Origin of the sequence: Niabella ginsenosidivorans (genome assembly GCF_001654455.1) — a bacterium.
Lineage (GTDB): Bacteria > Bacteroidota > Bacteroidia > Chitinophagales > Chitinophagaceae > Niabella > Niabella ginsenosidivorans.
Map to the genome: position 1 here is coordinate 3349626 of NZ_CP015772.1, position 22918 is coordinate 3372543.

The 22918-nt window shown below is 45.7% G+C and carries 20 protein-coding genes; 11 read left to right on the forward strand and 9 right to left on the reverse strand.

The genetic code is table 11. The features are described 5' to 3' along the window. Positions 1 to 106 precede the first annotated feature (106 nt). Positions 107 to 1375 carry a hypothetical protein gene (locus A8C56_RS13940; protein ID WP_067757164.1) on the forward strand — a complete coding sequence of 423 codons (1269 nt, stop codon included), beginning with the start codon at positions 107 to 109 and terminating at the stop codon, positions 1373 to 1375. Between the two features lie 12 nt (positions 1376 to 1387). On the opposite strand, the gene pdeM is transcribed toward A8C56_RS13940, so the two are convergent. Both pdeM and A8C56_RS13950 read right to left on the reverse strand, forming a co-directional pair. Next, on the reverse strand, positions 1388 to 2047 hold the full coding sequence (gene pdeM / locus A8C56_RS13945; protein ID WP_067757167.1) for a ligase-associated DNA damage response endonuclease PdeM: 660 nt from the start codon (positions 2045 to 2047) through the stop codon (positions 1388 to 1390). After that, positions 2028 to 4526 (reverse strand): ligase-associated DNA damage response DEXH box helicase, encoded by a 2499-nt coding sequence (locus A8C56_RS13950; protein WP_245645477.1) that lies wholly within the window; start codon positions 4524 to 4526, stop codon positions 2028 to 2030. Before A8C56_RS13950 ends, pdeM begins: the two co-directional genes overlap by 20 nt. A 64-nt stretch (positions 4527 to 4590) precedes the next feature. On the opposite strand from A8C56_RS13950, the gene A8C56_RS13955 reads away from it, so the two are divergent. The 3 genes from A8C56_RS13955 to A8C56_RS13965 all read left to right on the forward strand — a co-directional run bounded on the left by A8C56_RS13955 (position 4591) and on the right by A8C56_RS13965 (position 7949). Continuing rightward, a complete protein-coding gene (locus A8C56_RS13955; protein WP_067757169.1) occupies positions 4591 to 5793 on the forward strand; it encodes an NAD(P)/FAD-dependent oxidoreductase in 1203 nt (400 codons plus the stop codon). 72 nt (positions 5794 to 5865) lie between these two features. Further along, complete coding sequence (locus tag A8C56_RS13960; protein ID WP_067757171.1) at positions 5866 to 6777, forward strand: glycosyltransferase family 2 protein; 912 nt, start codon at positions 5866 to 5868, stop codon at positions 6775 to 6777. Further along, a complete protein-coding gene (locus tag A8C56_RS13965) occupies positions 6774 to 7949 on the forward strand; it encodes a glycosyltransferase family 2 protein (protein WP_067757174.1) in 1176 nt (391 codons plus the stop codon). The genes A8C56_RS13960 and A8C56_RS13965 overlap by 4 nt, the downstream gene beginning before the upstream one ends. A gap of 882 nt (positions 7950 to 8831) precedes the next feature. Here A8C56_RS13965 and A8C56_RS13970 read toward each other — a convergent pair. Next, entirely contained in the window at positions 8832 to 10940 is a 2109-nt protein-coding gene (locus A8C56_RS13970) for an endonuclease MutS2 (protein ID WP_067762038.1), read from the reverse strand. 339 nt (positions 10941 to 11279) lie between these two features. On the opposite strand from A8C56_RS13970, the gene msrA reads away from it, so the two are divergent. The 5 genes from msrA (at position 11280) to A8C56_RS13995 (ending at position 15797) form a co-directional block, all read left to right on the forward strand. Then, positions 11280 to 11822: a peptide-methionine (S)-S-oxide reductase MsrA gene (gene msrA / locus A8C56_RS13975; RefSeq protein ID WP_179946942.1), complete on the forward strand. Its 543-nt coding sequence runs from the start codon at positions 11280 to 11282 to the stop codon at positions 11820 to 11822. Between the two features lie 165 nt (positions 11823 to 11987). Next, a complete protein-coding gene (locus A8C56_RS13980) occupies positions 11988 to 13028 on the forward strand; it encodes an agmatinase family protein (RefSeq protein WP_067757177.1) in 1041 nt (346 codons plus the stop codon). 40 nt (positions 13029 to 13068) lie between these two features. Continuing rightward, positions 13069 to 13680, forward strand: a complete 612-nt coding sequence (locus A8C56_RS13985; RefSeq protein ID WP_067757180.1) for a hypothetical protein — start codon at positions 13069 to 13071, stop codon at positions 13678 to 13680. 135 nt (positions 13681 to 13815) lie between these two features. Next, complete coding sequence (locus A8C56_RS13990) at positions 13816 to 15114, forward strand: radical SAM protein (protein ID WP_067757184.1); 1299 nt, start codon at positions 13816 to 13818, stop codon at positions 15112 to 15114. Between the two features lie 179 nt (positions 15115 to 15293). Beyond that, entirely contained in the window at positions 15294 to 15797 is a 504-nt protein-coding gene (locus A8C56_RS13995) for a CAP domain-containing protein (RefSeq protein WP_067757187.1), read from the forward strand. A 99-nt stretch (positions 15798 to 15896) separates the two neighbouring features. On the opposite strand, the gene A8C56_RS14000 is transcribed toward A8C56_RS13995, so the two are convergent. The 5 genes from A8C56_RS14000 to prmA all read right to left on the reverse strand — a co-directional run bounded on the left by A8C56_RS14000 (position 15897) and on the right by prmA (position 19909). Beyond that, positions 15897 to 16700 (reverse strand): M90 family metallopeptidase, encoded by an 804-nt coding sequence (locus A8C56_RS14000; protein ID WP_067757189.1) that lies wholly within the window; start codon positions 16698 to 16700, stop codon positions 15897 to 15899. Positions 16701 to 16807: 107 nt separating this feature from the next. Beyond that, positions 16808 to 17137 carry a hypothetical protein gene (locus A8C56_RS14005; RefSeq protein ID WP_245645479.1) on the reverse strand — a complete coding sequence of 110 codons (330 nt, stop codon included), beginning with the start codon at positions 17135 to 17137 and terminating at the stop codon, positions 16808 to 16810. A 291-nt stretch (positions 17138 to 17428) separates the two neighbouring features. Beyond that, positions 17429 to 18244 (reverse strand): M48 family metallopeptidase, encoded by an 816-nt coding sequence (locus A8C56_RS14010; RefSeq protein ID WP_067757195.1) that lies wholly within the window; start codon positions 18242 to 18244, stop codon positions 17429 to 17431. A 107-nt stretch (positions 18245 to 18351) separates the two neighbouring features. Next, positions 18352 to 19005, reverse strand: a complete 654-nt coding sequence (plsY, locus tag A8C56_RS14015) for a glycerol-3-phosphate 1-O-acyltransferase PlsY (protein WP_067757198.1) — start codon at positions 19003 to 19005, stop codon at positions 18352 to 18354. A gap of 82 nt (positions 19006 to 19087) precedes the next feature. Next, positions 19088 to 19909 carry a 50S ribosomal protein L11 methyltransferase gene (prmA, locus tag A8C56_RS14020; protein ID WP_067757201.1) on the reverse strand — a complete coding sequence of 274 codons (822 nt, stop codon included), beginning with the start codon at positions 19907 to 19909 and terminating at the stop codon, positions 19088 to 19090. A 212-nt stretch (positions 19910 to 20121) separates the two neighbouring features. Between prmA and eat the strand changes: the two genes are divergently transcribed. Together eat and A8C56_RS14030 are read left to right on the forward strand one after the other, a co-directional pair. Continuing rightward, positions 20122 to 21432 (forward strand): ethanolamine permease, encoded by a 1311-nt coding sequence (eat, locus tag A8C56_RS14025; RefSeq protein ID WP_071609341.1) that lies wholly within the window; start codon positions 20122 to 20124, stop codon positions 21430 to 21432. Continuing rightward, positions 21432 to 22790, forward strand: coding sequence for a glutamine synthetase family protein (locus tag A8C56_RS14030; RefSeq protein ID WP_067757204.1), 1359 nt, complete (start codon positions 21432 to 21434; stop codon positions 22788 to 22790). Before eat ends, A8C56_RS14030 begins: the two co-directional genes overlap by 1 nt. Here the strand turns inward: A8C56_RS14030 and A8C56_RS25300 are convergent. Further along, complete coding sequence (locus tag A8C56_RS25300) at positions 22783 to 22917, reverse strand: hypothetical protein (protein ID WP_262492414.1); 135 nt, start codon at positions 22915 to 22917, stop codon at positions 22783 to 22785. The genes A8C56_RS14030 and A8C56_RS25300 overlap by 8 nt on opposite strands. Position 22918 lies beyond the last annotated feature (1 nt).

Genomic DNA, 22918 nt, shown 5'->3' on the forward strand with positions numbered 1-22918 from the left:
TTTTTTATTGAGTTCATACGATTTTGCCTGCTGATGAAACCTTACTGATTAATAGTTCGTCCTAAAACAGTAAATTCGCAAACCATTATAACCAAACATTGGGATTATGTTTAGAAAACCTGTGCTTTTTGTCTTTGTTTTACTTGTTTGGGGAAAATTTTTAAGTGCTCAGATTCCTAATGACTCTACCCGGCAGTCTTTTGATTTTACTCCGAATCTGTATCACGGTATAGATACCTCTTTAAGAATAATTAATTTATATCCGTTCTTTTCCCTTCATGTTGATTCCAGCTTATCCTATCAGCTGCAGATCAATAAGCCGTTAAAAAATTACTATTGGTACCTGAGGGATGCACCGGTTGGTTTAAAAATAGATAAAGACAACGGCCTGCTGACCTTTAAGGCCAATAAGTCGCTTTTTATGTCGGGAAGGTTGAGCTATGATAAAAAATATGAAGTAAAGATCGGTGTTCAGAACCTGTCTAATCCCAAGGAACTGGTAGACACTTCTTTTACCATTTCTTTTTACAGTACAGATATTGTTTATCCCCGGGTGAAACCCTCGGTGGTAAGCCCCGTTTATATTGAAGAAGGAAACAAGCTGAGCTTTAACGTGCTTTGTGATAATGGTAATTTTCCTATTGAACGGATACTGGTATCCAGTAATATTTCCATCGGCAATTTTAAGTTGCCCAAAACCTGCGACGACGCATTTGAATGGACACCGGATTATGATTTTGTAAGCGATAAGGACTCCGCCGGTGTTAAGATCGTGAACCTGCTGTTTATGGGCACTACCCAGTTTAATTTTACAGATACGGCGCGTATAAAAGTTATTGTGAAAAATGCATTGAATTTTGATATTGCCACAAAGGAATATAAGAATGCCGTGAACAATATGAATGACTGGATCCTTCGGTATAAATACACTTTTTTACAGATCGACAAAAAGCTCAAAAGCACAAAAGGCGTCCGTTCCGGGTTTGACATCACCACGGCTACCACTACCACAACCGGAACCGTAATGGCCGCAACAGATCCTAATAAAGGCGTGTCCAAAATATTACCGGGCGTGGGTGTTGTGGCAATGCCGGTAAAAGAAGCGGTGGCACCTCAAAAAACGATCGAACAAAACCAGGCTACCTTATTAAGAGCAAATATTAAACGGCTGCAATACGTGCTGTTTGATAACAAGCTCAATGGAGATCGTGATCCGGATATTGCTGTAAAAACTGAAACATTGAAAAAAGAATTACGGCAAAGCCAGACCCAACTGGCCGAAGTGCCGACAGAAACAGCAGAAACAATGTCGGAAGAGCAGATCAATAAATATTTTGAAAGCCCCAAGGTTCAACGAAAGTACCGGTTAAAATAACCTTCTTTTTTTCTACCGGAACTCAAACAAACTTTCTCCGCTTATCACAAAATATGCTGCACCAGACTGTTGCTCATATCCTGTAAACAAACCGGTAAACCCGCTGAATGCAGGCAGTATAAGATAATCCTCCGCATTAATAAAGCAAGGCAGACAAACGGCCTGCCGGGCTTTTCCTTTTATAGTATACCCAGGGTGGAGGTGGCCGGAAATGGAAAAATGATCTTCATGGGCCGCTTTCATTTCATGAATAAAACGGAATTCCTTTACAAAATACTCTTCCGTTGTCTTTGTAATTGCCAGGCTGGAATAATCAATTTTTAAATGCCGGTCGTGGTTGCCGGGCACCAGCAGGAACGCTAATTGCCGGTAGGCGTTCCGCCATTCGTTAAACACTAAAATATCCCTGTTAAACTGATGATGGAACAGATCCCCCGCTACCAGTACCTGTTCCGGTTCAAACTGCCCGATCAGGTAAGAAAGCCGCTTCAGGTCGTCCTGTAAAACATCCCGGGAAACAGGTATGCCATGTTGCCGGAAATAGCCCGTTTTTCCCAGGTGCAGATCTGCCAGGATCAACATTTTCTGTGCGGGCCAGTAAACAGCCCTGCACGCGGAAAGGATGAAGAGCTCCTCTTTGATTAATAATTCTTTAGTGGGTGTTCCGGGCATTTCCTTTCTTTACTTTTTTTAACGCTTCTTCCTGCATACGCCGGATCTTTACATCCAGTTCCTCGCTGCTTAAATTCTGGCGGAGACTATCTACCTTAATAGGGAAGCTTAATGGCGTAAAAGATCTTGCATGCACAATGACCATTTTGCTCTTAAGGATCCGCTGCAGCGCGGCCAGTAACCGGAGCTCTTCCAGTTGCTGGTAAAAAACCTCATCAAAAGCCTGCCTTAATAAAAGGTTGGATGCATCATACTGTTCAAAAATGCGGAAGATGAGCCCTGATGAGGACTGCAGGTTTTTATTGGTTTTTAATTTTCCTGCATAATTCCGCAGTACCAGTCCTGCAATTACGGCAATATCCCTGAACTTGCGGCCAGCCATTTCCGCAGCATTGATGCTTTTACTGATATCCGCTGTTAAATGTTCTGCAGAGAAGATTTCCTGAACCCGCTCCTTTGTGAGCTCCAATGGCTGATCACTTAACAACTCAAAGCCATAATCGTTCATTGCCATTGAAAAAGTAATCGGCCGGGTCCTGCTTAACCGGTATGCAATCAGCGCAGCCATTACCTCGTGCACCAGCCGCCCTTCAAATGGATACATATAAATGTGGTACCCGTCTTTTGTCCGGATCTGCTCCACCAGGAACTCGTCTTCTTTTGGCACATGCGACACTTCCTGCTGCTGCGCAAATAAGGGTTGCAGAGCTTTTAATTCCCTGTCCCGTATACCGGGGGTTAATGCCTGTGTATATTTATGCCGTAATACCGCGCTCAGGTTGGAAGATAACGGCAGCCTGCCTCCCAGCCAGCTTGGGGTGATGGCCCGCTTTGCCTTGCTATGACGTACCAGTACCGTCATATCTTTGATCATCACAAACTCCACAATTTTCCCTGCCAGGCCAAACTTATCGCCCGGTAAAAGTTTGGAAACAAAATATTCCTCTACCATACCAATATAGCCGCCGCTCATGTATTTCACCTTCAGCATCGGGTCGCTTACAATAACGCCCAGGTTCATCCGGTGCATCATAGCGATCCTCCTGTTCTTTACCGTATACAGGCCGTCAGCAACCACCACTTTCTGAAATTCCTCGTATGACTGCAGCACTTCTCCGCCCCGGGTCACAAACCGTAGCAACCATTGCCACTCCTCCGGTTCCAACTGCCGGAAACACCAGGTCTGCTTTACCTCTTCAAAAAGCGCTTCCTCCCTGAAACCCTCTCCCACGGCCAGTGTTACCAGGTATTGCACCAGCACATCAAATGCCAGCACCAGCGGCACCCGGCTTTCAATGATCTTTTTTTGAGCCGCTTCTTTTAATGCAGCCGCCTCTACCAGCTCCAGCGAGTGGGTAGGCAGGAAATAGATTTTTGATGTTTCAAAAGGCGAGTGACCGCTGCGCCCCGCCCGTTGTAAAAACCGGGCGACTCCTTTTGGAGAACCGATTTGTATCACGGTATCTACAGGCTTAAAATCCACGCCCAGGTCCAGTGAGGAGGTACAGATCACTGCTTTCAGTAACCCTGTATGCAGCCGGTCTTCGATCCATTGCCGCAGTTCTGCGTCTACAGAACCATGATGCAGCGCTAACTGCCCTGCAAGATCCGGCTGCACGCTCAACAATACCTGGTACCAGAGCTCCGACTGACCGCGGGTATTGGTAAAGATCAATGTAGTGCGGCTTTCATTAATAATGGGGACCAGCCGGTCTGCCATTTTGGTGCCAAGGTGCCCGGCCCAGGGCAGTATTTCAATTTCATCCGGGATTATGGAAATGATCTCGGTCTTTTTTTCTTCTTTTGTTTGAATCTTTATCTTTTTTTGCCCGCTCCAGGGCAGCAGCACGGCTAATGCTTCATCTATATTTCCGATAGTAGCGGAGATGCCCCAAACACGTACCCCCGGCGACAATTGCCGCAACCGGGCAACTGCCAGTTCGGTCAGTACGCCCCGTTTACTGCCCAGCAGTTCATGCCATTCATCAACCGCAATGCATTTCAGCGATTTAAAAAGCGGGGAATTGTTCTTTTGCGCAAATAATAAATGCAGGCTTTCCGGGGTGATCACCAGTACCTCCGGCATCTTTCTTTTTTGCTGCTGCCGCTCTGCAGCAGTAGTATCGCCATTCCGCACGCCTACCTCCCAATCCAGCCCTATTTGCTCCAACGCCGTTTTCATAGCCCTGGCCAGGTCCTTTGCCAGCGAGCGCAGGGGCGTTATCCAAAGCAACTGCAGTCCCGGCCGGTATACTTCCTTATGATTCAGGTAATGAATAATTAACGCCAGAAAAACGGAAAATGTTTTTCCGAAACCGGTGGGCGCCACCACCATTCCTGAATATCCCTGCTCAAATTTTTCCCAGGTCTCTTTCTGAAATGAAAAGGGCGTCATAGCGGAAGCCTCCATCCAGTCTGTAATAATGGTAAAGCCGGGTGATGTTTCAAAAAGTGATGCAGACTTCCGTTTACTATTCATGAATTGTCTTATACGTTTACATTCTTGCTAAATTACAGGCGAAACCATTAAATTTAATAATAAAATGCATTTAAGAACCACAGAATCTTTCTGGCTGCTCAAAAACGGGTTGCTGCACAGTTACCCTTCTTTGCAGGAAGACCTTGCTGCAGAGATCATCATTATTGGGGGTGGTGTTACCGGCGCTCTCATCAGCCATGCCTTGCTGAATCAGGGGTATGAAGTAGTGATCCTTGACAAAAGGGATGCCGGACAGGGCAGCACTGCTGCAACAACGGCGATGCTGCAATACGAGATTGACGTGCCGCTATATAAACTGGCCGGGCAAATAGGTGAAAAAGAAGCGGTAGATTGTTACCGTGCCGGTATTGAAGCCATTGACACATTAGCGCAACTGATCCATGATGAACAGATCGATTGCGGGTTTCATAAAAAACAATCGCTGTATTACGCGCACAATAAAAAAGCCGCCGGCTGGCTTTTAAAAGAATATGAAATAAGGAACCGCTACCAGTTGGGCGTACAATGGCTGACGGCTGACGAAATACATAACAGTTACCGGCTAAAAACGTACGGAGGCATCCTGTCTGAAAAAGGGGCAAGCATGGACGCCTACCGGTTTACCCAGCAGCTCATTTATAAAAACATAAGACGGGGGCTGCGTATATTTGATCATACATTTTTTGAAAAAATTGATTACAGTCCGTCCGGAGCAACCATTTATCTTGAAAACGGGCATAAAGCACGCTGTAAAAGGATTGTTTTCTGCTCGGGGTTTGAAACGGTGCATATGTTCCCGGAAAAAACAGCCAGCCTGTTCAGTACTTTTGCCTGTGTAAGCGAATGTGCTATAAAAGTGCCCCCGGCCCTTTCTGATGTCCTGGTATGGAATACAGAAGATCCTTATTTATATTTACGGACAACCGATGACGGCAGGCTTTTGATAGGAGGAGAAGACAGCCAATATAATTCCGGAGTATTGCGGGAGCAGCTTAAGGAAAAGAAGTCAAAACGGCTCTTAAAAAAGCTGAACGCTGTGTTACCAGGGGTTGCCTTCACAGAAGATTTTTCATGGGCAGGATGCTTTGGGTCTACAAAAGATGGGCTGCCTTATATAGGCACACATACACAATATCCCGGGGCTTATTTTGTTTTGGGCTTTGGAGGAAACGGCATTACCTTTTCTGTACAGGGTATGCAACTGATACAAAAATTATTGACGAACGAGCCGGATACCCTGCTGTACTATTACCGGTTTGGGAGATAACGCTTCAGATTTTTTCCAAATATTATACAGAATAGTGCTTTGAATAAAAAACCGGCTTACTTTCGCACCTGCATGGATAGGATCTCTATTATAACCGTTCATTATAACCAGCCGGAAGTAACTGTAGCATTTTTAACATCTGTCAGGAAATATTGCGCAACCCTGCCTGTAGAAGTGATCCTGGTGGATAATGCACCCGTTCAGGATTATGAGCCGCGGTTTAAAACAGCTTATCCGGAACTGGTATACATACGGTCTGATCAGAATACAGGGTTTGCCGGTGGCAATAACCTGGGCATCCGCCAATCAAAAGGGGAATATATTCTGCTGCTGAACAACGATACAGAACTTACAGAAGGCTTCCTGGAAACACTGATCGAAACAATGGAATCCAATCCGCAAATCGGCTTATTATCGCCATTGATCAAATTTTTTCATGAAAAGGACCGTATCCAATATGCCGGCTTTACAAAAATGAATTATTATACCGGCCGTAATAACACCATTGGATATTATGAGCCGGACCGGGGACAATACCATAAAGACTACGAAACAGGATTTTGCCACGGAGCTGCCATGCTGTGCAGGAAACAGGACCTTCAAAAGGCAGGATTAATGGAAGAGCTTTATTTTCTTTATTATGAAGAACTGGATTGGTGCGAAAAATTCAAACGCATCGGAAAAAAGACCTGGTTTACGGGTAAAGCACAGATCTATCACAAAGAATCCGCCAGCGTTGGTAAAATGAGCCCGGTAAAGAGTTATTTTATGACGCGGAACCGGATGCTGTACATACGGAGGAACGCTCCCTTTTTTCCGAAACTGGTCTTTACTTTGTATTATTCGCTGCTGGTATGCCCGGTAAAAATAATAAAACTGTTGCTGCAGTCCAATACCAGCCTGGCTCTGCAAACCTTCAGGGGATTAAAATGGAATTTTACACATTCAAAAAACAGTGACCATTTGGGTTATCCAATACCATGATACTGCTGTTCTGGATATTATTACTGATCATTTTTTACTCTTTCTTCGGGTATGGGCTCCTTTTGTATGGCATTATCCGGGTAAAGCGGCTGTTCAGGAAGCAAAAAACGCAGTCCTTACCCCCTGCTCACCGGCTTCCTACGGTAACTCTTTTAATAGCCGCGTATAATGAGGAAGATTATATTGAAGAAAAAATAAAAAACTGCCGGGAGCTCAATTATCCGCAGGAACTTTTAGAGCTGCTTTTTGTGACTGATGGTTCCAGCGACAGCACGCCTGATAAAATTGCACAGCATGCCGATATTACTCTGTTTCATACCCCCGGGCGATCCGGAAAAATGGCCGCTATAAAAAGAGTGATGCCGCATGTAAAAAGCGAGATCATTGTTTTTACCGATGCCAATACCTTTTTAAATACGGATGCCCTTCTGAAGCTGGTAGCTCATTATCAAAATCCAAAAGTGGGCGCCGTGGCAGGAGAAAAAAGGATAGCCGTGGCAGAGAAAGCAGATGCCAGCTCGGCCGGGGAAGGGTTTTACTGGAAGTACGAATCTGCGTTAAAAAAATGGGATTATGAGCTGTACAGTAATGTGGGCGCGGCAGGTGAGCTGTTCAGTATCCGGAGAGCGCTTTACCAACCGGTAGAAGCCGATACCATCATTGATGATCATATGATTGCTATGCGCATAGCTGAAAAAGGTTATATTATTGCCTATGAACCTGCGGCCTATGCCATAGAAACCGCCTCGGCCAATACCAAAGAAGAACTGAAAAGAAAGATCAGGATCGCCGCCGGCGGTATCCAATCTATTGTACGGCTAAAAAAAGCAGCCAACCCTTTTCATAACCCGGTGCTGACCTTTCAGTACATCAGTCATCGTGTGCTGAGGTGGACGGTTACCCCTTTTTTTATGATCCTTTTATTGCTGGTGAATGGTTTTATGGCGCTGTCAAAAAAGTACCCGGATCTTTATACCTGGTTCCTGTATGGCCAGCTATGCTTTTACCTGCTGGCCTTTCTGGGTTTTTTATTTGAAAGAAAGAACATAAAGATCAAAGCTTTTTTTATCCCCTATTATTTTGTAATGATGAACTATGCGGTAATGGCGGGCATTTTCCGGTATTTTGGCAAAAAGCAAAGCGCTGCCTGGGAAAAATCCAAACGTAAATAACGGGCAGTTCATAATGTTATTTATTTGTCCAGGTGGTTTGTGCGGGCACTCTGCAAAAATAAGGGAGCGCATGAAACAAGGTCAATTGTGCCTATACCCCTCCTCCAGTGTTTTTGTCTCGTAGAAACGACCCATCTGTAGCCCCATTGGTCCGGTTTTGAGGTGTGTCGTAGGTATGCCCCATCTTCCTTATAATACTTTCTATCTCTGTACCTATCGTGCGAGCACATCTTGAAAAACAGTTCTGATCACAACGGGCACCAGTTTTTCAGCTCCGTCAGCAACATTCCCTACGGTCATCGATCGCACCTTCTTCACCATATTTTTCATATTGCGGCGCTATACGCCTTTTTGAGGCTATGGCTGTTTGCTGCTACGGATATCTGGCTGCTTCGCAGCTATGCTTTCTTCACAGCGCATAGTAAAGGTGCAGCGCACCGGTACTATTTATAGATCCATCCCAAACAATCACAGAGCCGCAGCGCGCGGCGTGATATCAATTTCCTCCGTTTGGGGTTATCCGCCGGTATGTTGCTGCCTGTAACAGCTTTTGAAGAAAATAGTTGTCTTTATACGATAGCCTTTATACAGAGGGCCGATAAATTTGACGAGCTCTTCCTCTCATACCTTAAATAGATGGCTATGGTGCAGCCACCAACCACGGCCCGGCTATAATGTGTGCTGACAGCTTCCGTATCTGGCTGTGCACGTTAGTTTAAAAAAGGCCGTTAAACAGCCCGGTGTTACGAATGCAGGTGTTTAAAGTATCTTTTATCCTGTTGCATTCCCGCCGCGATACCCCGGTCAGACGGGTATTTCAGCATGAAAAATAAAAACAGGTAATCAGCAGATCCTGATCCGCCAGCCGGCAGAACCCATCAGCTATCCTGCCGTGGCTTCTTTTTCCTTTACCACCACAAGGTCGTTCAGCTCCACCTGCATGGGCAGCAAACCGATCTTTACCACGGCACGCCTGCCTTTTATTTCCAGCACTTCGCCTACCTGGTGATTGCGCTTCATTTTTACTTTATCGCCTGTTTTTATTTCACCGCCAATCTCCTGATACTTGGAGTCTATTTTTTTCTGGATCTTACTGACCGCTTTTTTCTCATTACGGTTAAACAAAAGGTTATTGATCTGTTTGATGAGCTTTTGTTTGTCTTCCTCTTTTTTCCATTCAATAGTAATCTGTTTCAGCTTGCGCTCCATATCCTTCAGATAGGCGATCCGCTCCTCTGATATTTTATTCTGCTCACGCAGCACGTTCATTTGCTGGCGGTGCTTTTCCTTATCCATCACCCGTTCCATCTCTTTTTTCAGGCGTTCATTTTCCTTTATCAACCGTTCCAGTTCTCTGTCTTTTTTAGCCAGATCCCGCAGATCCTGTTCTGTCCGGTTCAATAATTTATCCAGGCGGTACTGATCATCGTTCACCATTTGCCGTGCCTGGTTAATTAAACGTTTGTCCAGGCCAATACGCTCAGCGATCGAAAAGGTATAAGAGCTGCCGGGTCTTCCCACCACCAGCTGGAACAACGGCAGCAAGTTCCTTTCATCAAAAGCCATTGCTCCGTTTACAATACCATGTGTTTTGCCCGCCATCACTTTCAGGTTCAGGTAATGCGTGGTTACGATCCCGTAAGAATGCTTTTTCAACAGCTCCAGCAAAATAACTTCAGCAAATGCACCGCCCAGGTTAGGATCGCTTCCGCTGCCCAGTTCATCAATAAAGAACAGTGTTTTACCATTGGCATGCTCCATAAAATATTTCATGTGGATCAGGTGGCTGCTATAGGTGCTCAGCTCAAATTCCAGGCTTTGCGTATCGCCAATGTGGATCATCAGCTGTTTAAAAATACCAAATTCACTATCCGGATGCACCGGTACCAGCAGTCCGCTCTGTACCATCATCTGCAGCAGGCCAACCGTTTTCATCGTCACTGTTTTACCGCCTGCATTGGGCCCGCTTACCACTAATATCCGCTGGTTTTCATTCAGCGTTATTGAAACCGGGTAGGTTTGTTTTTGTGCCCGTTTGTTGTATAAATAAAGCAGCGGGTGATAGGCATTTACCAGGTGCACCTGGGCCTTATCCTGCACCACAGGAAAAGCTCCATGAACATCCAGGGCAAATTTTGCCTTGGCACGGATAAAATCATACTCCCCGATAACAGCATGATAGGTAGCCAGCAAACCGGCGTGAGCAGATAGTTTTGCGGTCAGCTGCCTGAGGATACGGTCGATCTCTTTCCGCTCCTCATGTTCCAGGCCGCTTACTTCATTATTCAGGTGCATGGTTTCTTCCGGTTCAATAAAAGCCGTTTTACGACTATCGCTTTCTCCATGCAAAATACCTCTTACTGCACGTTTTTGTTCTGCAAACACGGCAATTACCCGGCGGCCGTTCATAAAGCTTTCTTCGATCTCTGCCAGGTACCCCTGCTTATTCAGCTTAGCTACAATCTTGTCAAAGATTCTGCGTAATTCATTCCGCTTGCGGTAAAGGCTCATGCGGATCTCCTTCAATTCCGGTGAGGCACTGTCCTTTACCTGGCCAATCTCATCAATCACCTCATCAATCAAAGCGATGATGGCCTTTTCATAATAAGTATCCTTTATAACAGCATGCAGCCCTTCATAGGCCAGCTTGCGCTCGGCATCAAACCAGCGGAAGATCTTTTCAATACTTTCCGCCAGCTTCCTTACCTGTAGCAATTGCTCTCCGGTCAATAAAGCACCGGGGATAGATAATAATTTTAATTCCTTTGCAAGATTCAGCACATAATCATTCGGAAAATGAATAGCATTCTGGATGAGCTGCTTAAACTCATAGGATTGCCTCAGCTCCGCATCAATAAACCGCTTTTGTGTATGTATGCGCAGCTCGGCTGCCTTGCGCTGGGCATAATCCGTCTCGCAATACTTTTTGAGCAGGTCTCTGATCTTGTCAAACTCCAGTTGTATATAAGCCGATTCAGGATATAACTTCATAACGATCGTTCCGTTTTTCAAATTTGCAAAGGTACGAATTTGATTGCTGGATATTGGATACTGGTTTCTTGCTGCCTGACGCCTGGGCCGGTATCCGGGATCGGAGACCTGGTATCTCATATCGGGCGTCCGGCTCCCAACTTTCAGCCCGTAACTTTGTTATCATAACAGAGATTTTTACCGGAAAAGCAAAGTTTGTACCTTGCACCTGGTTATTTTAAATTATTTTATCTGAAAATAGCATTTCCCATATTATTAATGAGCCTTGCATTGAGCGCTTGTGCCCAGAAGAAGGAAAAGCCGGTAATTTTTGCCGGGCCTTCAGTAAAACAGTCCACTATGAGTCAGCAAACAGATACAGCTACATTTGCCAACGGGTGTTTTTGGTGCACCGAAGCCATTTTCCAGGATGTGAAAGGTGTGCAGTCCGTTACAAGCGGCTATACGGATGGCCATACTAAAAACCCAACCTATGAACAGGTTTGCACCGGTACCACCGGTTTTGCAGAAGCATTACAGATCGTTTATGACCCGTCCGTTATTTCTTTTGATGAATTACTGGAAATTTTCTGGAAAACGCATGATCCCACAACCCTGAACCGCCAGGGCGCAGATGTGGGAACGCAATATCGCAGTGGTATTTATTACCATAATGCGGAACAAAAGGAAAAGGCAGAATATTATAAGGCGGAACTGGATAAAAGCGGTGCTTTTGACAACCCGGTTGTTACGGAAATAAAGCCGTTTACGGTCTTTTATAAAGCGGAAGATTATCATCAGAATTATTTTAACAATAATGAAAATAAAAACCCTTACTGCACCATGGTGATCCGGCCAAAAGTAGACAAATTCCGTAAAGTGTTTAAAGACAAGCTGAAATAGCTGGCGGAATACAGTTCTGGGGTTTCAGCATTGAGACGGCATTAATTTCTGAAGTCTTATTGCTCAAGTACCAAATCTCAATGAACCCGTACAACAAACGTTAATTATTGTATGATGCCGTAAAAAGAACCTACCTTTGCGCCTTCCAAAATTAAGGAGTCATAAATGTTAGATTTAACCAATTTTGATCAGAACGGGGTCTCCAATCCTAACAATAATGTTTTTGGTTTACCCAGTACTGAAGAAAATGCAGATCTTATAATTATTAATGTGCCCTGGGAAGTTACGGTAAGTTACAGGGCCGGAACAGCAAGAGCCCCGGAAAACGTACTGAAAGCCAGTATGCAGGTAGATCTTTATGACCCGGATTTTCCGGATGCCTGGAAAAGAGGCTACTACCTGCAGCCAACTGACAGAACTATTTTACTGAAAAGTGATTTTCTGCGCAAGGAAGCCGAGCTCTATATCGACTACATTTCCAAAGGCGAAGAGTTGCTGAAGAACCAGTTCATGTGCCGTACCATAAAAGAGGTAAATGAAGGAGGCGCCTATCTGAACAACTGGGTATACGAACAGGCCAAAGGCTACTATAACCAGAACAAGCTGGTTTGCCTTTTAGGAGGTGACCACAGTACCCCGTTGGGGTTATACAAGGCCCAGGCAGAAAAGCATGGTGCATTCGGAATCTTACAGATCGATGCACACTGCGATCTGCGCAAGGCTTATGGAGGTCTTGTATATTCCCACGCCAGCATTATGTACAATGCCCTCAATGAGGTTCCCGAAATCAAAAACCTGGTGCAGGTGGGCGTAAGGGATTTTGGAGAAGATGAATGGGAATATATTAAGAACAGTGACTACCGCGTTATTACCTATTTTGACAAAGAAATAAAAGAACGCCAGTACGGTGGAGATACTTTTAAAAATATTGCAGAGGAAATAGTCAGCAAGCTGCCCAAAAAGGTACATATCAGCTTTGATATTGACGGATTGGATCCCAAGCTGTGCCCGGATACCGGAACACCCGTTCCGGGAGGCTTTGAGCTGGACCGGGTCTTTTTCCTTTTCAAAAAAATAGTGGAAAGCGGGCGTGAACTAATTGGTTTTGACCTGGTGGAAATAGGCATCGGAGAAACCGACTGGAATGCCAATGTAGGTGCCCGTGCACTTTATAAGCTCTGCAACCTGCTGGCCGGCAGCAATTAATAAAAATAATTCCCCCTGGAATCTGTCATAACCCCGCTTATTGAACCATCGTCCGCAAAATAATGATCCTGCAGTAAAAACCGGGGAGGTGTACCAGTTTGAAGTACCCAACGCCCGTGTACTGATGTACCAGGTATTTGCCTATTGCATCATTCTGTTGAATATGCTGGGCCAGTTGTTTATAGACTACCGGTACAACAGCTCTAATCTAAAGGTCAGCATTCCTGTATATCTTACGCTCTTTGTGCTGCTCATTTTATGGGATGTGTACCTGCTGCGTAAAAAAAACACCCTGCAATCCCTGGGCATTATCATTTTAATCATCGGCTCCCGGTGGTATCAATATACTATGGGCTGGGGATTTGTTATCAACATGCTGTTATGGTTCCTGTACCTGGTAGCCCGCCGACGCTTGATAATAGCTGTTTCAAAGGAAACGGTACGTTATCCTTCTTTCCCTGTAAAAAAGATCGGCTGGAACCGGATCAGTAACCTTATTTTAAAAGATGACATTCTTACCATCGATTTAAAAAATAATAAAATCTACCAGCATTTTGTAAAATATACAGATCAGGTGGTTGATGAGGAAGAATTTAACGAATTTTGTAAAAGGCAGCTGGAGGGAAACCGGGAATTGAGAATTGAGAATTGAGATTGAAGCGGTCAGTTCCGGGTTATCAGTAATCAGTTTTTAATTCCGGTAGCTACCGGTATCAGTAGTCAGCCTTCAGGCGTGCGTTTGTATTCACCCCAGGAACAATATTAAATATCAAACTTCAAATCAGCAATGAGTTTAGCAACATCGCCCTATCTTTTGTATTCCGATGGCAAGGGGAATATTTTTGAAGACGAAAGTCTTTATGCGATCGGCCGCAGCGGCTGGGACGCATTGCCGGTTCCTGTTGAAGACTGGATCGAATTACCGGAAGGTGGCTCTCTTTATGAATTACCTGACAGAATCGGCATAGGAATGGATGTGCAGACGGGTGAGCTGCGCCTTTGCGAAAAAGGCTGGGCCGTTGCTGCCTTCATTCCGCCTGCCCATACCGGGTTTTATATTTCTGCTTTTGAAACAAAACCCGGGGCACCTACCCTCCCGCTCTTTTGCTACACGGCAGCAGGCTGGCGGAATGGAAGGTTCTATGTACCTGCTATTCGTATTGAGCAGGACATTCGCCAGGAATGCGCCGGTTTTGATGCAGAAAAAGTGCAGCTGGGTGTGGAACACCTTACCAAAGCTTACCCGCATAACCGCCTGGTGCACCACCTGGCCAATAACTGCGCACTCACCTACCATTGCCCGGCCGCAAGAAATTATTTTATTGGCCGCTGGGAATGCCCCGTGCCCGCTTCACCGGCCTGCAACGCCAATTGCGTGGGCTGCATTTCCCTGCAACCGGATGAAGAAACCATTGTATCTACACAGGACCGGCTGAGCTTTAAGCCCACCGTTGAAGAAATTGTGGAATTTACCGTTCCCCACCTGGAAACAGCGCCTTACCCCCTGGTCAGCTTCGGACAGGGATGTGAAGGAGAGCCCCTGCTGATGTGGGAAACACTGGAAAGAGCGATCATTGAGATCCGCAAGCACACCTCAAAAGGCAGCATCAACATCAATACCAACGGTTCCCGCCCCGATGCGGTGAAACGCTTATGTAAGGCGGGCTTAAATTCTATCCGCGTAAGCACCAACAGCGCGCGGAGCGAGATCTATATGCCTTATTACCGCCCGAACAACTACCAGTTTGAGGACATTGTGGAAAGCCTGAAAGTAGTGGACGGCTTTGGCGGGTGGACCTCCATTAATTATTTTGTTTTTCCCGGAATGACCGACAGCATAGCCGAGTATGAAGCCTTACGGAAACTGATCAAAACCACCCATCTTAAAATGATCCAGTGGCGCAATTTTAATATTGACCCGGACTGGTACCTGGGTAAAATAAATGTAGGCGATACCGGTGAATGCATGGGCGTAAAACAATTAATGGAGCTGATAAAAGATGAATTTCCCCATTTAAAATACGGGTACTATAACCCACCGATGGAACGCATCAAAGGGAAATACGAAGTGGATTTTGCCCATTGAGCCGTTCTTTGTTATTCCTCAGCATAAAGAAGCACAGGCAACTGCTCCCTATAAATTTGCAGCCAGGTTGCTGCAACTATTGACCAACCATGCTCTATCGACTATGGACTATGAACGCCCAAAAGCACCGGTCTGGCACAGAGTTTGAACCATTTTTAAAATCCACCTAATTCCTGATTATGTTCCGTTTCCTGCTTCAGCCATTCTTACTCCTCTTTGTGATCAGCGGCATTGCTTCCTGCGCTTCTTCAAGAACCGCAGCCCAATCTTCCGGAGACGAAGCACAACTGAGCCCAAAGGAGCTTTTAAAAGAAATAAATGCCGTCCGGGCCCGTGGCTGTAACTGCGGCGGCAGCAGGTATCCACCGGTGCCCCCTGTAAAATGGAATAATCATTTAGAAAACGTTGCGGTTACCCAGAGCCGCTATATGCAACGAACCGGTCAATTGAAGCATACGGGCGCTAATGGGGCTACGCTCCAAAAACGGGTCAGCAATGCCGGCTACCGGTGGAGCTATGTGGCTGAAAACATTGCCATGGGACAGCGCACCACCCCGGATGTGGTACAGGCGTGGATCCAAAGCCCCGGGCATTGCAGAAATATTATGAGCGCCAGCGTCAGTGAAATAGGAGCTGCCGTTTCCGACTATTACTGGACACTTGTTCTGGCTGCTCCGCAGTAGCTTTACCAACATCATCTGATAACTGATGATTGGTAGTTTATGGTCGATGATTTGTTTTGATGCCTGATATCTGACAACTGATGACTGAAGATTGACAACTCACTGCTCAACGTCTGGCTTTTCTTTATTCCCGAAGGCTTCATCAAGTATCATATAAAGCTCCGGGTGTTGCTCTTTCAGCTTTTCCGGTTTCTGAAAAAAATATTCCGTCATTACGGCAAAGAACTCAGCTTCATTAGTGGCCCCGTAAGGGTTGATGTCATTCATTTTTCCTTTACGGATGTCCTGTATGTACCGGTGCATATACTGTACCCAGGGTTTTATATTCTGATCCTGCAGGATCAGCTCCGGAACGCCGTCTGTTGCTCCATCTGACTGATCCAGCAGGTGAGCAAATTCATGGATGGCCGTGTTGGAGCCGGAATTACGGGAAAACCCAGAACGCAGATAAGGGAGCGACAGGATCATTGTCCGGTGCAGCGGCCCGTTGCCTACCATTCCGGAGATCGAACGATCACCTTTTTCCAGCTCATAGTCTTTACTGAACGCATCCGGGTATACCAGCACTTCGTTAAGGTTGTTGTAAAACCAGTTACGGTACCTGAACAAAGGAATAACAGCTGCTGCGCCAATCAATACCCGGTCTTCATCGGTTACACCAGCACCTTTCACAGGAGTGATTTTAATACGCTCCAGGAACTGGTGCACCCGTTCCGCAAAATCCGACTGATCCTGTTCCTTTAACTCTTTATAAAAATCAACCCGCTTTTCCAGTACTGCTTCAAGGGTCTGCTGCATGGGAGGAACATCAGGAAAGGATACTTTCCGTGATTTCCGGTAGGCTTTTATGCACAGATAAAACAGTAAAATGCCAATTATAAAAATGAGCGCGCCCGGGATCATTTTTCAAAATAGTTTTTAAATTATTCACCCAACAAAAACCCCGTGCCGCTGACCGGTACGGGGCTCAATTCTGAAAAACCTGTCTGGCCGACAGGCTACAATAAAACTTACACTAACTCTGCCCTTCTCTTTCCCTTTGCAGACGCCGCAGCGCTGCGCTCATTTTCACAACACTTTTCAAATCGGGTTGCTGTCCACACATGATCCAGCTCCACACTATCCTTTCCAGTGTACCCTTGATCGGTAAGTCGGCACCAGCTACGCTCCCTGTTCAAATCGGTAACGATTTTTGAGGTAGACTTCGGATGCGCTACCCAGAATTTAGTGTTCTCTTTCAATGAAGGCATCACGTCATTCAAAATACCATTCAACTGGCTTTCATTCACGGCAAAAACCAATGCAAAATCCAGCTTCCTTGACCGGAGTAAAGGAGTCATGTTTTTGGCAAATGATAATTTACTGAATTGTTTTTCGATTGAAGACGGAAGTCCTTGAATTAAGAGATTTTTTTCTTCTGCGTACTGTAATTTTTCGAACACTGTTTGAATCATAAGAACTCTGAAGGGGTTTATTAAAAAAAATCTAACTTATATCCAACATCTGGCAAACAAGATTCACACAATAGAGTGCAAAGGTACGCAAAATTGAAATGTTGACCAACACTTTTAAAACTAAACCCCTACTTATAACAAAATAAACTAATAATACATTAAATATATATTTAATAATTATTTTCCGACAGGTCGGTAATATTTCATGGCTTCCGGCATGAACTTTTGCAATTGCTCAATCCTTCTTTCCGGGCCCGGATGGGTACTGAGGAATTCCGGGGTTGATCCGCTGCCGGCCTTTGCCTGCATCCGCTGCCACAACCCAATCGCTTCCTGTGGATTGTATCCTGCCATAGCTGCCCATATGATGCCATAGTGATCTGCCTCCAGTTCCTGCTTGCGGGAAAAAGCGAGAATGCCCACCTGTGAACCTACGCCTACTGCAGCACCAAAGAGGTTACGCATTCCTGAAGATGTTTTATTGGCCATGAAAGCATCCAGGATATTTGCCCCGTATTGCGTAGCTATTGTCTGGCTCATTCGTTCATTGGTATGCCCGAATAAGGCATGACTTACCTCATGCCCCATTACATTGGCCAGCGCTGCCTCATTCTGGGTAATGGGCAAAAGACCGGTATATACCACAATTTTTCCTCCCGGCATGCACCAGGCATTTGCTTCGTTGCTTTGCACAAGACGGGTTTCCCACTGATACCCGCTCAGATCATTAGACAGATTATTTTGCCTGTAATAGCTGTTTACGGCGTTAATGATCCTTTGTCCCACCCGGTTTACCATTTCTGCATCCCGGTTATTGGCGGCAGCCGATACCACTTTATTACTGGAAAGAAATGACTGATATTCCGTAACGGCCATCTTCTGCAACTCGGCCTCCGGCAACAGTTTCATCTGGCTCCTGCCAGTGATGGCGTTTGTTGAGCAGCTGTAAAGTATTGCTGCAGCAGTTACCATAAGGATTAGATTTCTGATCATGGCTATACCAATTTTTGTTTTGATTTAAACAATCATTATACCAAAATCACCCCAGGGGAGCAACAGGATCTGATAAATGATGTATAGAAAGAAGAATACAGGAAATGTTACCCGTTATTATGACGCTGCTTTCTGCGGTCCCTGTTTTTAAAAATAGGCACTTTGCTTTCCCCACCGCGGATAATGCGGCCGATATTTTTCTGGTGCGTCAGGATAACCAGTAAAGCCACCGCGACGGCAAAAACCCTGTAAAAATGATTATCTACATTAAAAATCACCAGGATAAATACCGGAAAAGCCAGGCTGGCAAGAATAGAGCTTAGTGAAACAAACCGGGTCAGGTACAACACCAGTAAAAAAACCCCGGAACAGGCCAGAGCCGTCCACGGGCTTATACCAATAATTAGCCCAAACAGGGTAGCAACCCCTTTGCCTCCGCGGAAATTGGCCCACACCGGAAAGATATGTCCCAATACAGCCGCCATTCCAAAGATTAACTGGATATTCAAAAAGGCAATTTCATTGCTGGCATATTCCGGCAGGAACAACGCCAGCTTTACGGCCAGGAATCCTTTCAGTGAATCACAGACCATTACAAAGGAACCCCATCTGGGCCCTAACACCCTGAATGTGTTGGTGGCGCCTGCATTACCGCTTCCGTAATCCCTGATATCGATCCCGAAAAAACCTCTGCTTACCCATACAGCAGTAGGTATACTTCCCAAACAATACGCTAATAAAAAAAGAAGTACATAATTCATGTATATCCGGCTAAATGAACTACAAAGTTAATAATAAAAAATCAATGCTTCCTAATTAAAATCAGACAGATAACAGGTCTTTCTATACAGAAAGCCTGATACACAACCAGTTATTTTTCAAAACTTTATTTGTTAAAATTAAACCTGCTTCCGCGGCACAGCGCACCATATCTTCCTCGTCTTCCGCCAGTATGCCGCTTAACAATAAAATTCCGCCCGGATTGAGTTGTTCTTTTAACCGGGGCAGCGCTGGCAGCAGCACATTTTTATTAATATTGGCAAGGATCACATCAAAATGACCTCCCTGCCCTGCACTGTCAGATTGCAGCAGCCGTATTTCCCGGCAGTTATTGATGTCAAAATTTTCCCTGGCATTGGTAATGCTCCATTCGTCCAGGTCAGTAGCCAGTACACCGGCGGCTCCGAGTTGCGTTGCCAATATGGCTAAAATACCGGTACCGGTACCAAAATCAAAAACGTTTTTATTTTTAAAACTGATAGCCTGCATCTGTTGCAGCATCAGCCATGTAGTAGCATGGTGGCCGGTACCAAAGCTCATTTTGGGATTAATAAGGATCTCGTGCTGCACCTGTTTATTCGCCGGATGAAAGGAAGCCCGCACTGCTACAAAATCTGCTACCACAACGGGCTCAAAGTTCGATTCCCATACCGCGTTCCAGTTTTGCGCTTCCAGTTCATGAAGCTCATAGGGAAGCGCCTGTTGCTGTATCAGGTCATGCAGCTTTTCCGTTGTTATGGTGCTGCTGCTGAAAAAGGCCTTCAAACCATCTGCATCTTCCTCAAACCCGTCTGCCTCTTCAGCAAGAGAGGCGATTATTTTTTCAGCGGTTTCCCCGCTTATGTTCTTAAATATTACTTCAATATACTTTTCGCTCTGCTGCATTTTAAAAACCCGTTTAGCTGCTCTACAACTGCAGCCGGTAAATTAGTGAATTTACGAAACTATCTTTATGTACTCCTTATCTGAAAAAGTATTTTTTTCCGCTGGCTCTACATAAAACACAGAAACCTGTTTAAAAAAAGCCTTAATAAAAAATTAGCTGCCTTATAAATCCATACTTCTGCTTTACTTTAGTTATATTAGCAAAAAAGAGTATGTCAGGCAATCCCAATCAGTTAAAACGGTCGCTGAATGCAACTATGTTATGGGGCCTGGGAGTGGGCTATGTTATTTCCGGTATGTATTTTGGCTGGAACCTGGGGTTAGAAAAAGGAGGCACTTTAGGCATGGGCCTGGCTACCTTATTCATCACTCTTATGTACATCACCTTTACTTTTAGCTATACAGAGCTGGCCTGTGCCATTCCCAAAGCCGGCGGAGCTTTTGATTATGCAGACCGTACGCTGGGCAAGCACTGGGCTTTTTTTGCGGGCATGGCGCAAAATATCGAATTTATATTTGCTCCTCCGGCTATTGCATTTGCCATAGGCGCCTATTTTAACCTGTTTTTCCCGCAGTTTTCCATTTTATCTATTGCCGTTACAGCTTATATCCTTTTCACCGCGCTCAATATTTCCGGTGTAAAAGCAGCAGCCACTTTTGAGCTGATCATTACCATAATGGCAGTGGGGGAGCTGTTGCTGTTTGCCGGTATTACGCTGCCACACTTTGATGCAGCCCATCTGCAAAAGAATGCGCTTCCCAACGGGTGGCAGGGCATTTTTGCCAGTATTCCCTTTGCCATCTGGTTCTTTTTAGGCATAGAAGGCGTTGCTAATGTGGCCGAGGAAACAAAAAATCCGCAAAAGACCATTTTAAAAGGCTTCGGTTCTGCTATCCTTACCCTGGTGCTGCTCTGCATTCTCACTTTTGCCGGTTCAGTGGGCGTTGCCGGCTGGGAAGCCGTTGTTTATACCAAAGAAGGCGCCCCCTCCGACTCCCCTTTGCCACTGGCCTTATCACATATTGTAACCGGAAATAATTTTTTATACCATATGCTGGTAACCGTGGGCCTGTTTGGCCTGATCGCTTCCTTCCATGGTATTATTTTAGCTGCCGGCCGCTCCACATTTGAATTTGGAAGAGCCCGCTTTGCACCCGTGTGGCTGGGTCGTGTAAACAGCAGGTTCCGCACGCCTTCTAATGCATTGCTGGCAAATATGATCATCGGCATTGTTGCCCTGCTTACCGGCAAAACCAGTGAGATCATTATCCTGTCTGTATTAGGCGCCCTTACCCTGTATATCATTTCGATGATCGCATTGCTCCGGCTGCGGCAAAAGGAGCCCGGGCTGTCGCGGCCATTCAGGGCACCGTTTTACCCGGCTTTCCCGTTAATGGCACTGCTCCTTGCTATCATTTCTTTTATCGCGATGATGATCTACAATTTCCGGTTAACATGGCTCTATTTAGGCATTCTTCTTATAGGTTATATCTTATTCCGCCTGTTCCATAAACGATCGTAATGACAACCAAAGAAATTTTACACTATGTAGCCAATCATTCATCCGGCAAAGTAAAGATTGCGTACACGGATATTGATGGCATCCTGCGGGGAAAATACATCTCGGCAAAAAAGTTCCTGGGCATTGCTGAAAAGGATACTTCTTTTTGCGATGTCATCTTTGGCTGGGATGCGGGTGATGTGGCTTACGATAACTGCGGGTACACCGGCTGGCATACCGGCTACCCGGATGCCCCTGCAAAAATTGATCTGGCCAGCTTCAGAAAGATCCCCTGGGAAAATGACCTGCCGTTCTTTCTGGGGGAGATCATCAGCACTGACGGCACAGCTGCCTGTGTTTGCCCCAGGCAACTGTTAAAAAAAGTGCTGGATGACGCCCTGGAGATGGGATACGTTCCAGGCGCTGCCCAGGAATTTGAATGGTATAATTTTTCTGAAACCCCGCAGACCGCAGCCGACAAAGAATACAGGCAGTTAACTCCGCTAACACCCGGCATGTTCGGCTATTCTATTTTAAGAAGCTCCTTAAAGAACCGTTTCTTTTCTGACCTGTTTGAAGACCTGAGGAAATTTGATATTCCACTGGAAGGCATCCATACAGAAACCGGTCCGGGCACTTATGAAGCGGCTATTGAATATGCAGACCTGGTAACGGCTGCCGACCGGGCCACTCTTTTTAAAACAGCCGTAAAGGAGATTGCTTACCGGAACGGTATTATGGCAACATTTATGGCAAAGGTGAATGAAACGCTTCCTGGATGTGGTGGCCATGTGCACCAGAGCCTCTGGGACAAAGCGCGCCGGAAGAATATTTTTTATAATGAAAAAGACAACCAAAAAATAAGCGAGCTATTCCGGCAGTATATAGCGGGACAGCTTTACTGCCTGCCTTATATATTGCCGATGTTTGCGCCCACCATTAACAGTTATAAGCGGCTGGTTGAAGGCGCCTGGGCACCTACCACGCTTACCTGGGGCATTGATAACCGAACCGTAGCGCTGCGCGTGCTGCAGCAAAGCCCTGCCGCCTGCCGGCTGGAAACCAGGGTCATCGGGGCCGATGTAAATCCTTATCTGGCAATGGCCGCTGCCATAGCATCGGGCCTTTACGGGATCAGGCATCAATTAAAGCTGCAGCAGCCGGCCCTTACAGGCAACGGGTATCTTGAAACGGCTTATGGTGTATTGCCCCGTACCCTGGAGCAGGCCACCACTGCCATGAAAAGCGCTACTGTTGCCAATGAGCTGTTTGGCGAAAAATTCACCGCCCATTTTGTAAGCACGCGCGAATGGGAATGGAAGCAACACTTAAAAGCAGTAACGGATTGGGAAATGAAACGTTATTTTGAGATCATCTGATGAGTACCTGTTTCAATACCTGCATTTCCCGGAACAGACCGCCTTTACAGTGCCGGGCTTCTTTCAGCAGTTCACCAATTTTGAGTTCCGTTGAAGCTGATAACAGCAACACTTCCAAAGCAATCATT